General features: G+C 44.6%; 12 protein-coding genes and 1 pseudogene. 8 read left to right on the forward strand and 5 right to left on the reverse strand.

Annotated elements, in window-relative coordinates:
• The first annotated feature begins 73 nt into the window (after positions 1-73).
• The 7 genes and pseudogenes from HFU86_RS17225 to HFU86_RS17255 all read left to right on the forward strand — a co-directional run bounded on the left by HFU86_RS17225 (position 74) and on the right by HFU86_RS17255 (position 14,991).
• Entirely contained in the window at positions 74-1,762 is a 1,689-nt protein-coding gene (locus HFU86_RS17225; RefSeq protein ID WP_187129721.1) for an alpha-glucosidase, read from the forward strand.
• A 380-nt stretch (positions 1,763-2,142) separates the two neighbouring features.
• Positions 2,143-4,047: pseudogene (gene glgB, locus HFU86_RS17230) on the forward strand (1,4-alpha-glucan branching protein GlgB); the annotation flags it as partial.
• A complete protein-coding gene (gene glgX / locus HFU86_RS17235) occupies positions 4,034-5,980 on the forward strand; it encodes a glycogen debranching protein GlgX (protein ID WP_187129722.1) in 1,947 nt (648 codons plus the stop codon). The pseudogene glgB and the gene glgX, both read left to right, overlap by 14 nt.
• Positions 5,981-5,989: 9 nt before the next feature.
• Positions 5,990-7,300, forward strand: a complete 1,311-nt coding sequence (gene glgC / locus HFU86_RS17240) for a glucose-1-phosphate adenylyltransferase (RefSeq protein ID WP_187129723.1) — start codon at positions 5,990-5,992, stop codon at positions 7,298-7,300.
• An 11-nt stretch (positions 7,301-7,311) separates the two neighbouring features.
• Positions 7,312-8,799 carry a glycogen synthase GlgA gene (glgA, locus tag HFU86_RS17245; RefSeq protein ID WP_187129724.1) on the forward strand — a complete coding sequence of 496 codons (1,488 nt, stop codon included), beginning with the start codon at positions 7,312-7,314 and terminating at the stop codon, positions 8,797-8,799.
• Positions 8,792-11,236: a glycogen/starch/alpha-glucan family phosphorylase gene (gene glgP / locus HFU86_RS17250; RefSeq protein WP_187129725.1), complete on the forward strand. Its 2,445-nt coding sequence runs from the start codon at positions 8,792-8,794 to the stop codon at positions 11,234-11,236. The genes glgA and glgP overlap by 8 nt, the downstream gene beginning before the upstream one ends.
• A gap of 407 nt (positions 11,237-11,643) precedes the next feature.
• Positions 11,644-14,991, forward strand: coding sequence for a YadA-like family protein (locus HFU86_RS17255; RefSeq protein WP_187129726.1), 3,348 nt, complete (start codon positions 11,644-11,646; stop codon positions 14,989-14,991).
• Positions 14,992-15,041: 50 nt separating this feature from the next.
• Here HFU86_RS17255 and HFU86_RS17260 read toward each other — a convergent pair whose 3' ends face one another.
• The 3 genes from HFU86_RS17260 to HFU86_RS17270 all read right to left on the reverse strand — a co-directional run bounded on the left by HFU86_RS17260 (position 15,042) and on the right by HFU86_RS17270 (position 16,600).
• On the reverse strand, positions 15,042-15,602 hold the full coding sequence (locus HFU86_RS17260) for a DUF6630 family protein (protein ID WP_187129727.1): 561 nt from the start codon (positions 15,600-15,602) through the stop codon (positions 15,042-15,044).
• Positions 15,603-15,690: 88 nt separating this feature from the next.
• Positions 15,691-16,074 carry a VOC family protein gene (locus HFU86_RS17265; protein ID WP_187129728.1) on the reverse strand — a complete coding sequence of 128 codons (384 nt, stop codon included), beginning with the start codon at positions 16,072-16,074 and terminating at the stop codon, positions 15,691-15,693.
• A gap of 40 nt (positions 16,075-16,114) precedes the next feature.
• A complete protein-coding gene (locus HFU86_RS17270) occupies positions 16,115-16,600 on the reverse strand; it encodes a MarR family winged helix-turn-helix transcriptional regulator (protein WP_187129729.1) in 486 nt (161 codons plus the stop codon).
• Positions 16,601-16,658: 58 nt separating this feature from the next.
• Between HFU86_RS17270 and HFU86_RS17275 the strand changes: the two genes are divergently transcribed.
• Entirely contained in the window at positions 16,659-17,135 is a 477-nt protein-coding gene (locus HFU86_RS17275; RefSeq protein ID WP_132496430.1) for a carboxymuconolactone decarboxylase family protein, read from the forward strand.
• A 42-nt stretch (positions 17,136-17,177) separates the two neighbouring features.
• On the opposite strand, the gene HFU86_RS17280 is transcribed toward HFU86_RS17275, so the two are convergent.
• Entirely contained in the window at positions 17,178-18,830 is a 1,653-nt protein-coding gene (locus HFU86_RS17280) for an ABC transporter permease (RefSeq protein WP_187129881.1), read from the reverse strand.
• Positions 18,831-18,892: 62 nt separating this feature from the next.
• Positions 18,893-19,873, reverse strand: coding sequence for an ABC transporter substrate-binding protein (locus tag HFU86_RS17285; RefSeq protein ID WP_432206742.1), 981 nt, complete (start codon positions 19,871-19,873; stop codon positions 18,893-18,895).
• Positions 19,874-19,877: the final 4 nt, after the last annotated feature.

A 19,877-nucleotide genomic window follows, 5' to 3' on the forward strand; every position in this document is an offset into this window, starting at 1 on the left:
ATCGCACAAAAACACACATTGCCTATATTTAAAGCAACTTACTGATATCTGATTTTGATTAAGGAGAAAATAGATGGCTCAAGCCTGGTGGAAATCTGCGGTGGTATACCAAATCTACCCCAAAAGCTTCTATGACCATAATGGCGACGGTATTGGCGATCTCGCTGGTATTACCGCCAAGCTAGACTACATTCAATCTTTGGGTGTAAACGTGATTTGGCTATGTCCAATTTTTGAATCGCCGATGAAAGATAATGGCTATGACATCGCCAACTATGACAGGGTCGATCCAGTTTTTGGTAGCAACGACGATCTTGATATATTGATCAGCCAAGCTTCACAGCGTGGTATTAAAATCCTACTGGACTTAGTGCTTAACCACAGCTCAAACCAGCACCCTTGGTTCGAAGCTGCCCTTGCTGATCCCAATAGCCCTTATGCTGACTATTACCAATTTATTGAATGGGATAAACCCACTCCACCGAACAATTTACGTACCTACTTTGATTGCCCGGTGTGGACTCAGGTTCCAGATAGCACTCGCTGGTACTTCAGCTCTTTCGGACCCGAGCAACCGGATCTTAATTGGGAAAACCCACAATTACGCCAAGAAATTATCCAAATGATCAATCGTTGGATAGCCAAAGGCGTTGCAGGATTCCGCATTGATGCTATCGGCAATATTAAAAAATCCCCTGAAGCCCTCTCGCCTTACCAATTCCCTCCCGATCGGGAAGATGGCACCGCGTCTTTAGTTCCTTGGGTGGTTAACCAACCAGGCATCCATGAATTTTTAAAGGAGCTCGCCAGCCAAACCTTCCATCCTGCGAACTCAATGACGGTGGCTGAAATCGATGTTCCACCGCAAGATCTTGCTGACTATATCGGGGAAGATGGGACATTTTCCATGGTGTTTGATTTCAGTATTGCGGATCTCGACATTACCAAACAGCCCCCGTTCGCCATAGATCCAATCACAGGCGAACGTTTAAAACCTGTTTTTCTAAAAAGCCAGCTCACAACCCAGCAAGTAGGTTGGGGCGCACCTTATTTAGAAAATCATGACCAACCGCGCTCACTGAACAAATTCTTACCGAAAGGCACCATCTCATCTGTCGCCGAAAAAATGTTGGCAATGTTTTTACTGACTCAGCGCGGTACGCCGTTTATTTATCAAGGGCAAGAAATTGGCATGACGAACTGCCCAATGACGCTCGACGAACACCACGATCTGCATCTTTTTAAACTCTACCAATGGGGGCAAAATCACGGGTATTCTCACGCCACTATGATGAACTACTTTACCCAGCGTAGCCGCGACAATGCGCGAACGCCATTTCAATGGAATAACCAACGTCATGGCGGATTTACAACAGGAACACCATGGTTGAAAGTTAATCCTAACTACCGAGAAGTTAATGCCGCCACCCAACAGCAGCAACCCGATTCACTTTTCGCGTTTTACCAACAATTGATTACCCTGCGCCGCCATTCTCCAATTAGCGATCTCTTGGTTGAAGGCGAATTCTCAGAAATTAGCGCCCCTGAACCTGTTATTGCTTATCGGCGAACATTAGGTTCACGTGCCATCGATATTTACTGTAATTTCAGTGATAAACCGCAAACTATTAACCAACATTATCGCCAAATACATTTAAGCAATATCGCAAATACCCATAACGACAATATCCATAACGACAAGCAGCAAATTGCCCTACATCCTTATCAATCAATAATTTTTGAAGTAGAGAAAAGTGAATAACTCAATTAATCACTCTAAATAAGCGTAATTAAAGATAAATAATCACCCGATATTTCGATATCAATAATAATCGGGTGATATTGATTACATTACGCATTTAATTACGTTAAGTATTATTAATTGATAACTTAATAATACTATTCAAAAACAAACTAACACATTGTTAAATAACGAATTTAATAGATTTTAAAGCTAAATATGTGAAGCCTATCAAATACAAATTAAATAATTTAAGTAAAGTTTAAATTGCTCATTTCACTTTTCTTGAGGTTATTTATTTGCCAAATAAAAATCGCGAAGTTATTTCTCAAATAACTTCAGGGCGTCGTTCTGCTGAAATATCCTCCGCAGAAACCCAAGCAATTAAAAAGCGCACTGATGGCTTTGGCACTCTCATTCGAGATATAGATGGTTGGCTACTGGCAGAAGGCACCCATCTACGTCCCTATGAATGTCTTGGTGCCCACCCCGTCAACTTCGACGGTGTTGATGGGGTGATTTTTTCTTTATGGGCACCCAATGCCCAACAGGTTTCTGTCGTCGGTGAATTTAATCAGTGGGATGGGCGCATTCACCCAATGACATTACGCCATGAAGTCGGCATTTGGGAACGGTTTATTCCTGAGGCAAAAATCGGGCAGGCGTATAAATATGAATTACAAGATAGCCGGGGCTACATGCGCGTCAAAGCTGACCCTTACGCACTCAAAAGCGTGCTGTTTCCCCATGTAGAATCAGTGATAACAGCCTTGCCAGATAAACAAACACCGCCGCACTCCGCCAGCGCAAATTCGCCACTTTCCGCGCCAATCTCAATTTACGAAGTGCATTTAGGCTCTTGGCGCCGCCATCCACACAATAATGGCTGGCTAAGCTACCGACAACTGGCTGATCAGCTTATTCCTTATGTGGCTGACATGGGATTTACTCATCTGGAGCTGCTCCCTATTAGCGAACATCCGTTTGATGGTTCTTGGGGCTACCAACCCATAGGATTATATTCCCCAACCTACCGTTTTGGTGGCGTTGAGGATTTTCTTTACTTGATTCAAACCGCCCACCAGCATCACCTTAAAGTGATCCTCGATTGGGTTCCTGCCCATTTTCCCAATGATGAATATGGGCTAATCCAATTTGATGGTACCGCACTGTATGAATATGCGGATCCGCGCGAAGGCATCCATCAAAACTGGCATACCTTGATTTACAACTACAGCCGCTATGAAGTGGCAAACTTTTTGGCAGGTAATGCCCTATATTGGCTAGAACGCTTTGGTATCGATGGGTTACGTGTCGATGCGGTCAGCTCAATGATCTACCGCGATTACAGCCGCGAAGAAGGGGAATGGGTACCCAACAAATGGGGAGGCAAAGAGAACCTAGAAGCCCTCGATTTTCTGCGTTATACCAACCAAATTGTTCAACAGAACTGCCCCCATGCGTTAATGATAGCCGAAGAGTCAACTGCCTTTCCCAATGTCACAGACTCTGTTGAAAATCACGGTTTAGGTTTTGATTTCAAATGGGATTTAGGCTGGATGCACGACACTCTGCGCTATATGTCCCTTGACCCGATTTACCGCCAATATCATCACCAACAAATGACCTTCGGCATGTTTTACGCCCACAGCGAGCACTTCGTTTTACCCCTTTCTCATGATGAGGTGGTGCATGGCAAAGGGTCACTTCTGAGTAAAATGTCCGGTGACACATGGCAAAAATTCGCCAATTTACGAGCTTACTATGGATTCATGTGGGGACATCCCGGTAAAAAATTATTGTTTATGGGGGGAGAATTCGCCCAAGGGCGAGAATGGGATCACGACACAGAGCTAGATTGGCATTTACTGAATCCTGAATATGATGGCTGGCACACGGGTGTACAGCGCCTTGTACGCGATTTAAATCATTGTTATCAGCAGCAGCCCCCGCTGTACCAACTCGATTATTCCCCACAAGGTTTTGAATGGTTGGTGGTTGATGATCACCAAAACTCAGTATTCGCCTTTGTTCGTCGAGATACCCATAATCATGAAATTCTAGTGGTATCCAATTTCACCCCTGTTCCCCGCGAAAACTACCGCATTGGCGTTCACCAATCGGGTTGCTACCAAGAAATCATCAATACCGATTCTCACTATTATCGCGGCAGTAATGTAGGTAATCAGAGCGCAATATCCACCCAGCAAATAGCGGCTCACGGTAAAAATCACTCCCTAAATATTACGCTTCCCCCTTTGGCTACCCTGTATTTGAAACGGGAGCGACCGAATGACACATTTTAATTTTCGGCAAGGTCATGCTCACCCACTTGGTAGCCACATAGACGAACACGGCGTCAATTTTACTATTTACAGCGAGCGTGCCGAACACATTGACCTGTGCGTGTTGGACTCACTCGGTGCTGAAATTCGTTACCCGCTTTATCGGGGAGATAACCATATTTGGCATGGTTATTTAATGGGCGCAAAAGCGGGTCTACATTATGGTTATCGAGCTAGAGGGAAATGGGAACCACAAGCAGGATTATATTTTGATGAAACTCACTTACTGATTGACCCTTACAGCCGCGAACTCAATAGTAAACAGCATCCTTACTCCGTCGTCAGCCATGAACCTTATGACTGGCAAGGAGATACCCCTCTTCATACTCCATGGTCAAAAACCGTGATTTATGAAGCTCATGTTCGCGGGCTTACCAAGCAACACCCTGAAATTCCACCCGCTTTACGGGGGAGCTATGCTGCTATCGCACACCCTTGCATAACCCAGCATTTAACGCGACTTGGCGTGACGGCACTGGAGTTGCTCCCTGTGCAATTTCATCTGGATGAGCCGCGATTACAGGCTAAAAATCTCACTAATTACTGGGGCTATAACACACTGGCACCGTTTGCGATTGAGCCTCAATATTGGTCTGGGCAAGCAGGTTCTACGCCGTTGAGTGAATTTCGCGATATGGTCAAAGCCTTACATCGTGCCGGCATTGAGGTTATCCTCGATATTGTGTTTAACCACACTGCCGAATTAGACCGCTCAGGACCTTGCTTATCGTTTAGGGGATTAGATAACCCCACCTATTATTGGTTAAACGACAATGGCGAATATGCGGATTGGACAGGCTGCGGCAATACGCTGAAATTGTCTCACTCAGCAGTAAGCCAATGGGTGCTCGACTGCCTGCATTTTTGGGCGATTGAATGCCATGTTGATGGCTTTCGCTTTGATTTAGCCACAATATTAGGAAGAACGCCGGAATTTAATTCTCAGACTCCACTGCTTAAGGCTATCACCCAAGACTCGATTCTTGGGCAACGAAAGCTGATCGCTGAACCTTGGGATCTCGCCAACAACGGTTACCAATTAGGGCAATTTCCACCGCCTTTTGCCGAATGGAATGACCAATTTCGCAATGATTGCCGCCGTGCTGTTTTATATCGTGATATTCCTATCGGTATCTTGGCAAACCGCCTATCGGGTTCGCGGGATGACTTTTCACAAACCCACTTTTCACCGAGTCATTCCCCTTGTTTTGTTTCAATTAACCACATCACCGCACACGATGGCTTTACGCTGAGAGATTTGGTCAGTTTTAATCACAAACATAACCATGCCAACGGTGAAAATAACCAAGATGGTAGCGATGGTAACAACAGCCATAATCATGGTTTCGAAGGGTTAAACGCCCCTGAAAAAATAATATCGGAACGCCAACAGAGTCAGCGCCATTTACTAAGCTTACTTTTACTCTCATTAGGCACACCGATGCTGCGCGCAGGGGATGAGCTAGGGCATAGCCAACAAGGAAATAATAACGCTTATTGCCAAGATAACCCGATAAGCTGGCTTAACTGGCTGGAAGCGGATAGTGCTCTTATGGAATTTACGGCACAACTTACCGCTTTGCGCCAACAAATCCCTGCACTGACGTCGGGGCAATGGTGGCATTCACTGCCCCCCCATAAAACCGTTGAGTGGCTAAATGCCCAAGGCTCTCCCATAACCCTTGAACAGTGGCATCAATCATGCCCCATCCAAGTGTTACTTTCTGGTCAATGGCTATTACTGATTAATTTCACTGAGCAATCCCATTCGCTCACGCTTCCCGAAGGGGATTGGCGCCCTGTCCCACCTTTTTCTTGCCACTTAATTGGTTCTATTCCTCCAAAAACCTTCGTGGTCATGCAGCGCCACGATTTTTCGCCAAATGCTCATTAAGGAATTGATATGTCAGAAAAAATGCCTTTTTACACCTACCCAAATCCCATTTCGAGGCAGCTATTATCCAAAGAACTTCCGAGCAATACAGTTGCGCTTATTTTGGCGGGTGGTAAAGGTTCTCGTCTCAAAGCCCTGACTCAGAAGCAGCCAAAACCTTCACTCCACTTTGGCGGAAAATTTCGAATTATCGATTTCACCTTATCTAACTGTATTAATTCAGGTATTTATCGCGTCGGGATACTGACTCAATACTATTCCCATCACTTAATCCAACATATTCAGCACAGTTGGTCATTTCTAAACGGGAAAACCAATGAATTTATTGAAATTTTCCCTGCTCAACAGAAACAGGATGCCGAAGATTGGTACCAGGGTACTGCCGATGCCATCTTTCAAAATCTCGATGTTATTAGCCAATATCAAGCCAAATACATCATTGTGTTAGCAGGGGATCATATCTACAAAATGGATTATTCCCGCATGTTGCTAGACCATGTAGAAAAAGGGAGCCAATGTACAGTGGCCTGTATTGAAGTACCCTGTAGCCAAGCATCTGAATTTGGCATTATGGACATTAACGATGACGAACAAATCATTAATTTTATTGAAAAACCTCAATTTCCCCCATCGATGCCCGGGAAACCTTATTCCGCATTAGCCAGCATGGGCGTTTACGTTTTTGATGCCCAATACCTCTATCAATTACTCGCAGAAGAGCAGCAACAACAGAATACACAACATGATTTTGGCAAGAATTTAATCCCTAAGGCAGTACAGCAAGGCAAGGCTTGGGCGCACCCGTTTAGCCGCTCCTGCGTCTATTCTGATTTTAATATGGGCGCATCCCCCTACTGGCGAGATGTGGGCACCATTGATGCTTACTGGAACGCCAATATTGATTTAGTCTCAGCGAAACCCGCACTGGATATGTATGATCCCCATTGGTCGATTCGGACGGGTCACTCCCCATTGGCACCAGCTCGGTTTATTCAAGGCGAGTCGCTGCAATCTCCTCAAATTACTAACACATTAATTAATGCTGGTTCTATCGTTGAAGACGCCAAAATTGCTAACTCCGTGATTTTCCAAAATGTCCGCGTGAATGCTCACAGCCAACTCGATGCCTGCGTGATCCTCCCCGATGTCTCTATTGGATACGCCTGCCGCTTACAACGCTGCATTGTCGATAGTGGCTGTGTGTTATCCAACAAATTGGTGATTGGTGAAGATCCACAATGGGATGCCCAGCATTTCTACCGTTCTGAAGGTGGCGTCGTCCTTGTCACTCAAAAAATGCTCGATAACCTTGCCGCATAAAGGAGACTCAGATGCGCATACTTCATGCTGGCTCAGAACTATTCCCCCTTCTCAAAACAGGCGGCTTAGCGGATGTGCTCGGTGCATTACCCCAAGCTCAAATCGCTGAAGGGGCGGATGTCCGCATCGTATTACCCGGTTTCCCCGCGCTACTGGATGCGGTTCATCACACCTTAGTTGGCAGCCATATCAATACATTTGCAGGTCCCATCACTCTACGTTTTGGTCATTATGATGGTGTCGGTCTCTATTTAATCGATGCCCCGCATCTTTATCAGCGCACAGGCAGCCCCTATCACGACAATCGTCAACAAGAGTACAGAGACAACTATCTGCGCTTTGCTTTATTAGGCTGGATAAGCAGCGAACTTGCCTGTGGCTTTGATGCCGATTGGCGACCAGACATCATTCATGCCCACGACTGGCATGCAGGACTCTGCGCCGCCTATCTTGCCGCCAAAAATTACCCTGTTCCTTGCGTGTTTACCGTCCATAATCTGGCTTACCAAGGGCTGTTTTCAGCAACCCATTTTCCTGAATTACAATTACCTAATGGCTTTTATTCCCCCGAAGGCTTAGAGTTTTATGGGCAAGTTTCCTACCTAAAAGCGGGGCTGTTCTACGCCAATAAAATCACTTTTGTCAGCCCCACTTATGCCAAAGAAGTGACCATTCCTGAATACGGTTATGGGCTCGCCAATTTATTGAAACAGCGCCAAGCTCAAGAGGATATTTTAGGGATCTTAAACGGCGTGGATTACCAAGTCTGGGATCCGCAACTTGACCCGTTGATCCCCCATAATTACGGTCGACAAAACATGCTCGGCAAAGCCATCTGTAAAATGACTCACCAGCGAGAAAACAAACTTAATGTCACCGATAAAGTGCCATTGTTCGGCGTTGTCAGCCGCCTCAGTACACAAAAGGGATTAGACCTTTTACTCGAAGTGATCCCCGAATTACTGCACCAAGGCGGCCAGCTGTCAGTTTTAGGTAATGGCGACGCTGATTTACAACACGCCTTTGAGCAGCTAGCTCACCAATTCCCAAAACAGGTTTCTGTCGTTATTGGTTATGACGAACTCCACGCCCATAAACTGATTGCTGCCGCTGACGTCATTGTGGTGCCAAGCCGCTACGAACCCTGTGGCTTGACCCAACTTTATGGTTTGAAATATGGCGCTCTCCCTTTAGTTCGCCATACGGGCGGGCTAGCCGATACCGTCACCGATTGCTCCCTCGAAAATTTAGCAGATCGCACGGCAACGGGTTTTGTATTTCATGACTATCACGGCTATCGCTCCCACCATGGAAAAACTACCGAACTCAATGATGCTGTGCGTCGCGTTTTCGCGCTTTGGAATGAACCGACTCGCTGGAAACGCGTACGCCGCCAAGGTATGCAGATGAATTTTAGCTGGCAAGCTTCCGCCAAAAAATACCTTGCGCTTTACCGGAACTTAATTGAGCCAATGACGGAAGGTGCTGACTATGAATGATCCATTTACCATCCAAAATCGCGAACAGCGAATCAACACTCTAATCGACTCCATCCAAACCAAATTGAAATTTATGATTGGCAAAGACCCCATTATTGCCACCCAACATGATTGGCTAAATGCCATCTCCTATGCTATCCGCGACTTAACCGTTGACCGTTGGTTACGCGCCATTCGTCGTTCTCTGTCTCAATCGGATCGCGCTGTCGCTTACTTATCCATGGAATTTCTGATTGGGCGTACCCTTTCCAATACTTTATTAAATTTGGGCATGTATGAGGATGTGTCTGATGCTTTGAAAAAGATGGGCTTTGAACTGAGTTCGATTTTAGAAGAAGAGGATGATCCTGGTTTAGGCAATGGAGGTCTAGGGCGCCTTGCTGCCTGCTTTTTAGATTCTCTCGCCACCTTAAAAATCCCTTCTGTTGGGTTTGGTATCCGCTACGAATATGGCATGTTTCAGCAAAATATTATTGATGGCCAACAAGTTGAGTCCACCGACCGCTGGCTACAATATGGCAATGCATGGGAGTTTCCACGCTATAACCTTAGCTACAAAGTGCGCTTTGCGGGCCGCCTTCAGCAAGAAGGCAAAATCGTTCGCTGGGTCGAAACTGAAGAAGTGCTTGCTCGCGCCTATGACCAAATCGTCATGGGCTATGGATGCGATTCCACCAACACTTTGCGCTTGTGGTCTGCCCATGCCACGAATGAGATGAACATCAACAAATTCAATCAAGGGGAATACTCAGCAGCCGTTGAAGAGAAAAATTTCTCTGAGAATGTCTCCCGCGTACTCTACCCTAATGATTCTACGGAATCGGGGAAAATTTTGCGTCTTGGACAAGAGTATTTTCTTGTATCAGCAACCTTGCAGAATATCCTCGATGTCCATTACCGAATCCACGGCACATTAAGTAACCTTGCCGATAAAGTGGCAATCCATTTGAATGATACCCACCCCGTTTTAGCGATTCCTGAACTGATGCGCTTGCTTATCGATGAGCACGAATATGAGTGGGAAGCCGCATGGCAAATGAGTGAAAAAACCTTTTCTTACACCAATCACACTCTGATGGGAGAAGCATTAGAACGTTGGTCTGTCGACCTTCTTGGGCGATTACTCCCCCGCCACCTACAAATTATCTTTGAAATAAATGACCACTTTCTCACTAAGATCAAACAGCGTTACCCCAACAACCCAGAACTTTTAACTCGCTTATCTCTGATTGATGAATCCCATGGGCGCTATGTTCGCATGGCATGGCTTGCCGTCGTGGGCAGCTACCAAGTCAATGGCGTGTCCAAGCTGCATTCGGAGCTTATGACTCAAGAAATTTTCTCTGATTTTTCCAAAGTATTTCCTGAGCGTTTTAGCAATATCACCAATGGCATTACCCCACGCCGCTGGCTGGCGTTGTGCAATAAACCCCTTGCGAGCTTAATTGATGAAACCATCGGTGAAAGTTGGCGGGAAGATCTCACAGAGCTTTCTCGCCTACAGCAGTACACAGATTTTCCTCTATTTATCGAGCGGTTAAAAACCTGTAAGTTAGAGAACAAAGTTGCCCTCGCCGACTATATCGCTAAAAACGTCAATATCATCGTCGATCCTCACGCCATGTTCGATGTACAAATCAAACGTATTCATGAATATAAACGCCAATTACTCAATATCTTGCAAGTCATTGGGCGCTACCAGCGAATCTTGCAACTTCCCGAAAAGAATTGGGTTCCGCGCGTGGTGATTTTCTCGGGAAAAGCCGCCTCATCCTACGTTAACGCCAAAATGATCATCCGGCTTATCAATGATGTCGCTAACGTGATTAACCACGACGCCCGAATCAAAAATCGTTTAAAAGTGATTTTTATCCCTAATTACAGCGTCAGCTTAGCGGAGTTAATTATTCCCGCCACCGACTTATCCGAACAGATATCCCTTGCAGGAACCGAAGCGTCAGGAACAGGTAATATGAAATTTGCCCTCAATGGTGCATTGACTATCGGTACATTAGACGGCGCCAATATTGAAATTCGCGAACATGTTGGCGAAGAAAATATGTTTATCTTTGGGCATACCGCCGAGCAAGTTGACGCGATTCGTGCACAAGGCTATGACCCAAGAAAGATTTACCAAGAACATGAAGACCTGCACAATGTCCTCAATTCCCTTGTTTCGGGTATTTTCAGTCCCGATGACCCTAACCGCTATTACCCGCTTTATGATTCTCTGATTAATTTTGGAGACCATTATCAATTATTTGCCGATTACCACTCTTACGTTCAAGCCCAAGATGCCGTCGATAAGCTATACCAAGACCCAACGTTATGGGCGCAAAAAACACTCAATAATATCGCTAACATGGGCTATTTCTCTTCCGATAGAACTATTAATGAATATGTAGAAAAGATATGGCGAATGAAACCCACTCAGTAAAATAAATCGAAAACATAAAAACCATGATTAAATAGCCTAGAGATTTAACTTAAATACTCGCGTAAGGTTTAAAACTTTGAAGATCAAAAAAATGCATTAATACGCTGTATATGCGTATTCTTGCAGTTTTATCATTCGTTATTTTTATTTTTATATTTTTTTATATTGAAAATATACTTAATTATATTTCCCATTTAATTAAATTTAAAAAAACTTAATTAATTACAGCTTAATTACATCAAAAAAAAACAAATCAAAACCCCCATTCATTATTTTATTAATGACATTCACTTACCATTGTGATTACTATAATTAAAACCTAACAACAATAATTCAATATCTATGTAAACCTTACGTAGATTAATTAACCCTACATGCAGCAATGCCCTATTTAATAGGAAATCATTATGAATAAAATTTATAAAACCATTTGGAACGACGCGATAAAGTCGTGGGTTGCCGTACCTGAAATAACGCAATCCGGATCTAAATTAAAAAACTTAACGGACAATAAGATTAATCCAAAAAACAAAGATAATAGTAAAAAAGAGAATATTTTAAGAATATTCAATATAAATAACATTGTAATTATTTTATCTGGTTTATTTCCGTTAATCGCTAATGCGGTGGTTAGTGATAAATTAACAGTAAGAGTCGATGACGACGAAAACATGGTCGCCGTTTATAACATCGATATCTATAAAAAATATTTTCCTAATGCTAAATGGAATCCAAATAACTTATCTAACCTTTATTTGTCTGAAACCATTGTTGTGGGCAAAGATTCATCTATCGCGAATTCATCAACGGACTCAAGAACCTCAGCCACAGGCGGAACCGTGGTTTTCGGTCCAAATTCAGTCGCTTATGGTTTTGGTAACACTGCATTTGGTGCCGGAACTTATGTCAGCTCCGGGGGTACTGCGGTAGGGGTTGCTACCATCGCAAATAACTTAAGTACCAGCGTTGGGCGCAGTGCAGTTGCTGAAAATAATGGTGTCGCGATTGGTCGAGCTGCATTAGCATCCGATACCGCAGACGGAGGGGTCGCTATCGGTGTTTCCAGTAAAGCTACCGCCAGTAATGCCGTCGCGATTGGTCGTTCTTCCGTAGCTTCAAATGTTAATGAAGTCTCCTTTGGTAACGATACAATAAAGCGTAAGCTCACCAATATTGATGCGGGTAGCGCGGATAATGACGCCGTTAACTTTAAACAGCTATCCACCACCAATACTAATGTCGCTAAAAACACTCAAGACTTAATTGATACGAATAATGCATTAAATACTGCAAAAACAGATTTAACTAAGCAGATCAGTGATAATAAAACTGATACTAACAACCAAATAACCACCGTAAATAATAAAATAACCCAGATTAATAATGGGGAAATAGGTATTGTTAAATTTAACGATGCTAATAAACTTATTAATGTTGCGAGTGATAAACTTGGAAAAATAGTCAGCTTTACCGGTTTAGATGGTGACCGTAAATTAACGGGTATTGATAAAGGTACGGCAAATAATGATGCAGTTAATGTCAGCCAATTAAATGAAACTAATGCATTAGTCGCCAAGAACACCACTGACATTGCCGACAATAAAACTGCGATTGACAAAAATACTACCGATATCGCCGACAACAAAACGGCTATCGACAAAAACACCACCGATATTGCCGACAATAAAACTGCGATTGACAAAAATACTACCGATATTGCGGACAACAAAACGGCTATCGACAAAAACACCAGCGATATCGCCGACAACAAAACGGCTATCGACAAGAACACTACCGATATTGCGGACAACAAAACGGCTATCGACAAAAACACCACCGATATTGCCGACAATAAAACTGCGATTGACAAAAATACTACCGATATCACGGATAACAAAACCGCTATCGATAAAAACACTACCGATATCGCCGACAACAAAACGGCTATCGATAAAAACACCACCGATATCGCCGATAACAAAACCGCTATCGACAAAAATACTGCCGATATCACCAGCAATACCGCGGCGATTGATAAAAATACCCAAGACATCACCAAGCAGGGTGAAACGCTGAAAGATATCTCCACTAACTTAGAATCCGGTACCTTAGGACTCGTCCAGCTGTCGGCCAACGGTGAAGAAGTGATCCTCAGTGACAAAGCCAAAGATGCCAAAGCGTTTAATATTGGCAATAAAACCCTCACGGGCGTAACGGCAGGTAAATTAAGCGCAGATTCCACTGAAGCGGTGAACGGCAGCCAACTCCATGCCACCAATCAAACCGTGATAGCGAATACCACTGCGATCGCCGCTAACAAAACAGCCATTGATAAAAATACCCAAGACATCACCAAGCAAGGTGAAACGCTGAAAGATATCTCCACTAACTTAGAATCCGGTACCTTAGGACTTGTTCAGCTATCGGCAAACGGTGAAGAAGTGATATTGAGCGAAAAAGCCAAAGACGCCAAAGCGTTTAATCTCGGCAACAAAACCCTGAACGGTGTGAAAGCGGGTAAATTAAGCGCAGACTCTACCGAAGCAGTGAACGGCAGTCAGCTCCATGCCACCAATCAAATGGTGAAAACCAATACGGATAATATTGCCAAGAATACGGCTGATATTGCTGATAACAAAACGGCTATCAGCAAAAATACCCAAGATATTACAGAAAATAAAAATGCGATTACCACGATCACCAAAAACATTGATTCTGGCTCGTTAGGATTGGTGCAGCTAAGTGCGGACAACCAAAAAATCGTGTTGAATAGCAAAGCTGATAGCGCTCGTGTATTTGAATTTAACAACCGGACATTAAGCGGCGTATCTGCGGGTCGAATTGCGGCTGACTCTACCGAGGCTGTCAATGGTAGCCAATTGCACACGACCAACCAAAGCGTAGCTAAAAATACACAAAAAATTCAAGAAAATAGCGACAAAATAGCGCAACACGATACAGCGATTGCGCAAAATACCAAAGATATCCAAGCCAATACCGATAAACTGACGCAGCATGACAAAATGCTTAACCAGAATAGCCAAGACATTAAGGAAAACACCAACCGCCTAAACGATCACGATAAGGAAATTGCTCAGAGTAAACAAGATATTAAGGCGAATACGGAAAAACTGGCTGAGCATGATAGCGCCATTAGTAAAAACACCAGCGATATTCAGAAAAATACGGCGGCATTAGATAAACAAGGTAGCGAAATTGCACGTTTATCCTCAGAAATGGGAGATGCCGGTGCGCTGAAAATGAGCCGTGACGGTGAAAGTATCAACCTTAGTGATAAGGCAAAAGGCGTCAAGTCTATCAATTTTGGCGATAAACAACTTTCCGGTATTGCCGATGCGAAAAATGACAGTGATGCCGTCAATTTAGCGCAAATGAAACGCGGTAATGCCGAAACCTTAAAATCTGCGAACACTTACACCGATGAACGAGTCAATCAGTTGGGTGAATTTACAGAAAACGGGTTAAATCGCCTGAATACCAAAATTGATGATTTAGACAAAAAAGTCGACAAAGGTTTTGCTGCGAATGCCGCACTATCCGGTTTGTTCCAACCGTATGGCGTAGGGAAAATGAACTTAACGGCGGGTGTCGGGGGTTATAAAGATGAATCCGCAGTCGCTGTCGGTATGGGATATCGCATTAATGAAAATGTTGCTATCAAAGGGGGCGTCGCCGCATCAACGGGCACAGGTTCTTCCACTATGTACAACGCGTCAGTTAACTTTGAATGGTAGAGTGAATTGATATATGAAGGGGAATACCTATTGTATTCCCCTTTTTACTATTAATATTCGCTGTAATCCACTTCTTCGTCATTCAGCTCAACCATGACGTCAAAATGTTCCATGATGTCCATAAATGGTTCGAAAATACCGGAAGGAATTAAGATCTCATGGTAAGCATCATTACCGGAAGTCAGACCCAATAAATAGTAACCAAGAGCTTGTAGCTGCTGATTAGCACGCACAAAAATTTGGTCTGGTCTTAAATCGTTTTTAGGGTCTTTAACGGCAAAATCTAGCTGAATATCCAATCCTTCGAACTCAACCACATTTTCCAAGAAACCCACCGCAGATTCACTGTCTTTCCAGTCTATCCAAAAGCTGTTTCCCATATTCGACCTGACAATAAGATCCGCCATTAAATAGCCAATTTCACCGTCTTCGATACGTTCGACGAACCCCTCTTCGTCTTCACTGATCCACTCTTTTAACTCTTCCTCAAATGAAGAGATATCCGTTTCCATATTCTCGATTGAATCTGGATTTAACAGCTTCGCCAGCTTGTTAACCACCTGCATAATATCATTGAAATGGTCGAGCGCTTCTGGGTTCATGCCCTGCATCGTTGTTCCTTATTTTTAGCGTAATTGTCTGTATTCTCACTAAAATAGGTGATTCGGTATATCGACTAATTCCGATATTTACAGTGAATTAACCCTGTACTGGCGTGCAAATCTCGATCAAAAAGCCATTTAGGTCATGAACATAACCGATGGTTTGCCCCCAAGGCATCTCCTGCGCACCTTGTACCAACTCAGCACCCGCTTTAACCGCTTGAGCCAAAGCGTTTTGCACATTATCAGTCTCAAAAGCAAGTTCAAAAACAGGGGCATGCGGATTGGGAGCAACCGCACCTTTACCTAGTTGGTTCATTAGCACCAATGAAGAAAATGAAATCGTTGTGCTGCCAGTATCCAGCTCGCCATAATCACCACTTTCATGGAGAAAGGATTTTTTAAAACCAAAAGCTTGTTGGTAAAAATCGAGGGTTTTCTCTACATTCTCGACATACAAAATAGCGTATTTGAATTTCATTATTTTCTCTCACGTCATAGGAAGTATTAGATAGGGAGTATTAGGCTTTGTCGGTATCAAATTGCTTGGCGACATTCACCAGCCATTTTCGGATCACTTTTTCATCAGACTCACTCACTCCACTTAATAATCTATTTTCAGTGGATTTAACAGCACCTTTGCATTGAAGTAATAATGCTTTCCCTAATTGGGTTATTTCAATAATTTGGATCCGCCCATGCTCAGGGTGCGGCAACTTAGAGATCATTCCCGCCTTTTCGAGGTTTTTCACAATCACACTCATGGTCTGCGGCGTTAATAATGATAGCCTCGCTAAATCAGCCCCTGAGGCTTTAGGATATTCTGCAACCATTAACAACACAGAAAATTGAGGAAGCGTTACACCCACATCCTGCAAAACTTGTTCCATGCGAATACGATGAGCCGCGTGAGCCTGTCGCAGTAAATAACCAATATGACCTGATTCCCCACGTTTGCCTTCCCCTATTTCAGAGATCATCGATGTATTAACTTTTGACTTGCGCATAATGTAAGAATTCGAATATTATTATCAGAGTTCTTATATTATCCGTTTGGAGCACAGAATGAAACCTGAAATTATTGGAAGAAGTGATTGGAATCAGTTTGAAAAAATCGCCCCTGAAGTCGTTGCGGCGATGGGAGAACTGGGAAAAGCCGTTAGCAATTCAGGGCTTGAAAAACCGCTCACTGAGTTACTGAAAATACGCGTTTCCCAAATGAACGGCTGTGCGTTTTGCTTGCAGTATCACTTAAACTTAGCCCGTAAATTAGGGATTGAAGCCGCTAAATTGGATCTTTTACCAACTTGGCGTGATGCCGGTATTTATACTCCTCGCGAACAAGCTGCGCTCGCTTGGGCAGAATCACTAACGCTAATGGCTGCTCAGCATGTTTCTGATGATGTTTACCAAGCACTACAGAATGAATTTACTGAATCCGAAATTGCGTTTCTAACCTCAGCGATTGGGGCGATTAACGCTTGGAACCGCATCGCGGGCGCTCTGCAATTTGCGCCACCAATTCCTAAATCGAGTTTGTAAAATCGTGCATCCCAAGGTGAATATCGCCCTTGGGATGGTTGATTAACGGCTATACCGCTGCTGAATAAATTGCGCGCACAGCATCAAGGTTAAGCTTATCAATACTGCCAGACAGGCCATCGCCATACCGCTGCCGATGGAACCTTGCTCAAACTGGCGCCAAACAAAAATCGACACGGTTTGCATGCCCGCAGGAGCCAGTAACAGCGAGGAAACCAGCTCTCGTGATGCCACCGCAAACACCAACATCATCGCCGCCACTAAACTCGGTAAAACCAACGGAAATAAAATCAGTCTCAGTGACGTCATTACCCCTGCGCCATGAACCCGTGCCGCATCGGATAAGCTGCCGCCAATTTGCGTGAATGCCGCACTGCAATAACGCACGGGATAAGGCAGTAATAAGCAACTATAAGCGAGCAATAAAATTCCCCAAGTATGATAAGGCGTGATGGGCCAAAACGGTTGATTCCACGCCAAAATAAGCCCCACTGCGACCACAATGCCGGGAATGGCAATTGGCAGCAATGAAAGCCCATCCAGTAAGGCTGCTCCACGGATCCGCTGCGCGACGACCAGCCATGCACATAAAAAACCCAATATCCCCGTCAATATCGCTGTTGCCGTTGCGAGAGAAACGCTCGTCAATAAGGCATCGAGGGCTTCCGTATGGCTATTTAATAGCCCAGAAAAATGCCGGAGCGTTAGGTTATCCAGCGTCAATCCGCCAGAAACCGTATTGGAAAATGCCGTGCCAAACATAGCCAGTAACGGCATGCCAACCGCGCAAAGCGCCACGAAAGAAAACAAACACACCACGGGAATACGCCAAATACCCAATGAGCGTGTCACCAATGCCGCGGCTTTGCCCGTATTCGTCGCCACATTGCGCCCAGATACTAACGAACGCTGTAAGGTGTAAGCAAGTAGCGCCAAACTGGCTAATACCAATGACAGCGATGCCGCTCCCGGTAAATCTATCGGCCAATCGGCAAGACGCTGCTCGATATCCGTTGTCAGAACCCGAATACCATTCGGCGAGCCAATCGCCGAAGGAATGCCGAATTCTTCAATCGCCAAAGTGAAGACCAGCAATAAGCCAGCGGCAATGGAAGGTAAAGAGAGGGGTAACGTCACTCGCATAAATGCCTGCCATGCGGATGCCCCATGAACTTGTGCCACATCCGCCAGACGGTTGCCATTCGCCGCCATACTGCGGGAAACGGCAAAGTAAAGAACGGGAAATAAATTCAATGACATAATCACCACCATTCCCCCAAGGGAAAATAGCGCGCTGCCGGGGCTAATACCAAATAATTGCTGAGAATAACCATTCGGTTGCAAGGTTAACATCCATGAAAGCCCTGCAATATAAGGCGGAATTAAAAATGGGATCAAAAACAGTAAGTCCCAAATACGGGCAAAAGGCAGGTTAAATAACCCCCGTAAAGCCCCTAATGGGATCGCTATCACAGCACTCACCAACGCCACACCTAAACCCAGTAAAAGCGTATTTTGCAGTAAGTTTGCCAGTTCCGGTTCATTAAATAGATGGATAATCGGTTGGAAAGTTTGGCTGAAGTCCCCTTGTCCAAAATGCGGAAATAGCGCTTGTAACACAATAAAACTCAAGGGAATAATCACTAAAATCGCCAAGGCGATTAAGATTGAGAATGGCAATAAACGACGTGTCATCATCAGAAAATCAGCTCCTGCTGGGTCGCTAATGCCACCCAGCGGCGAGGAAGAGAAAACCGTTAGCGGAAAATCCCACTAAAACGAGATAACACGCTGCTGCGCTCTGCACTATCAGTGGTCGGTTCTGGCAACAGTGTTAACGTCGAAAAATCAGGGCGCTTACCGGCAACATCCGTTCTGGCTGGCATCAACCAGGCATCTGCCACGATTTTCTGACCTTCAGGAGAGAGCACGTAATCAATAAAGGCTTTGGCCTCATTTTGTTGTTTGCTGCTATTTAAAATCATCATTGGGCGTGGTGCGATGGCCGTTCCGCTGCTTGGGAAAATCACCTCGATGGATTCACCTTCCGCGATGCTGCCATAAGCCACATAGTCGACTGCACCAAATACAGCGGCTTTTGCTCCTTGCAACACAGGTGTTAACGCTTGCGCATTCGGACCAGAAATCACCATGCCGTTGGCTTTTAATTCAGAGAATAGTGTCCATGCTGCTTCTTGCTTCGCATTCTGTAATCCCAACAATAAGTCTAACGATGCCCCTGACAATGCAGGATCTGGCATGGTGACTTTATCTTTAAAAACGGGCTGCGCTAAATCTGTCCAATCTGTTGGCTTCGGCGTGCCACTTTTACTGTTCCAAACGATCCCCAATGCGGAGATCCCTTGCGCCACATAGTAGGGTGTTTTGAATTGCGCAGGCACTTTTTCGGCATTCGGGCTTTCATACGCCAGTAACCAGCCTTTTTGTTGAAGGTCTACCGCGGTATCCCATGAAGCAGAAATTAAGACATCCGCACGCGGGTTGGCTTGTTCCGCCTCTAAGCGCGCCATCACTTTGCCTGTCGTAGCCTGAAAAACATCCACTTTCACGCCCGTTTGCTTTTCATACCCTGCGGCTAGCTGTTTTGCCATCGCCCCCGGACCTGCGGTATAGACGGTCAATGCCTGGGAAGAAGCGGAAAATAGTGCACAGGATAATCCTAAACTCATTGCGATACCTTTCATGGAAAAATGGTTTGATAACATCAACTTTTGCATAACA

Source organism: Providencia sp. JUb39, from assembly GCF_012272845.1.
In the GTDB taxonomy this organism is placed as follows: Bacteria; Pseudomonadota; Gammaproteobacteria; order Enterobacterales; family Enterobacteriaceae; genus Providencia; species Providencia lanzhouensis.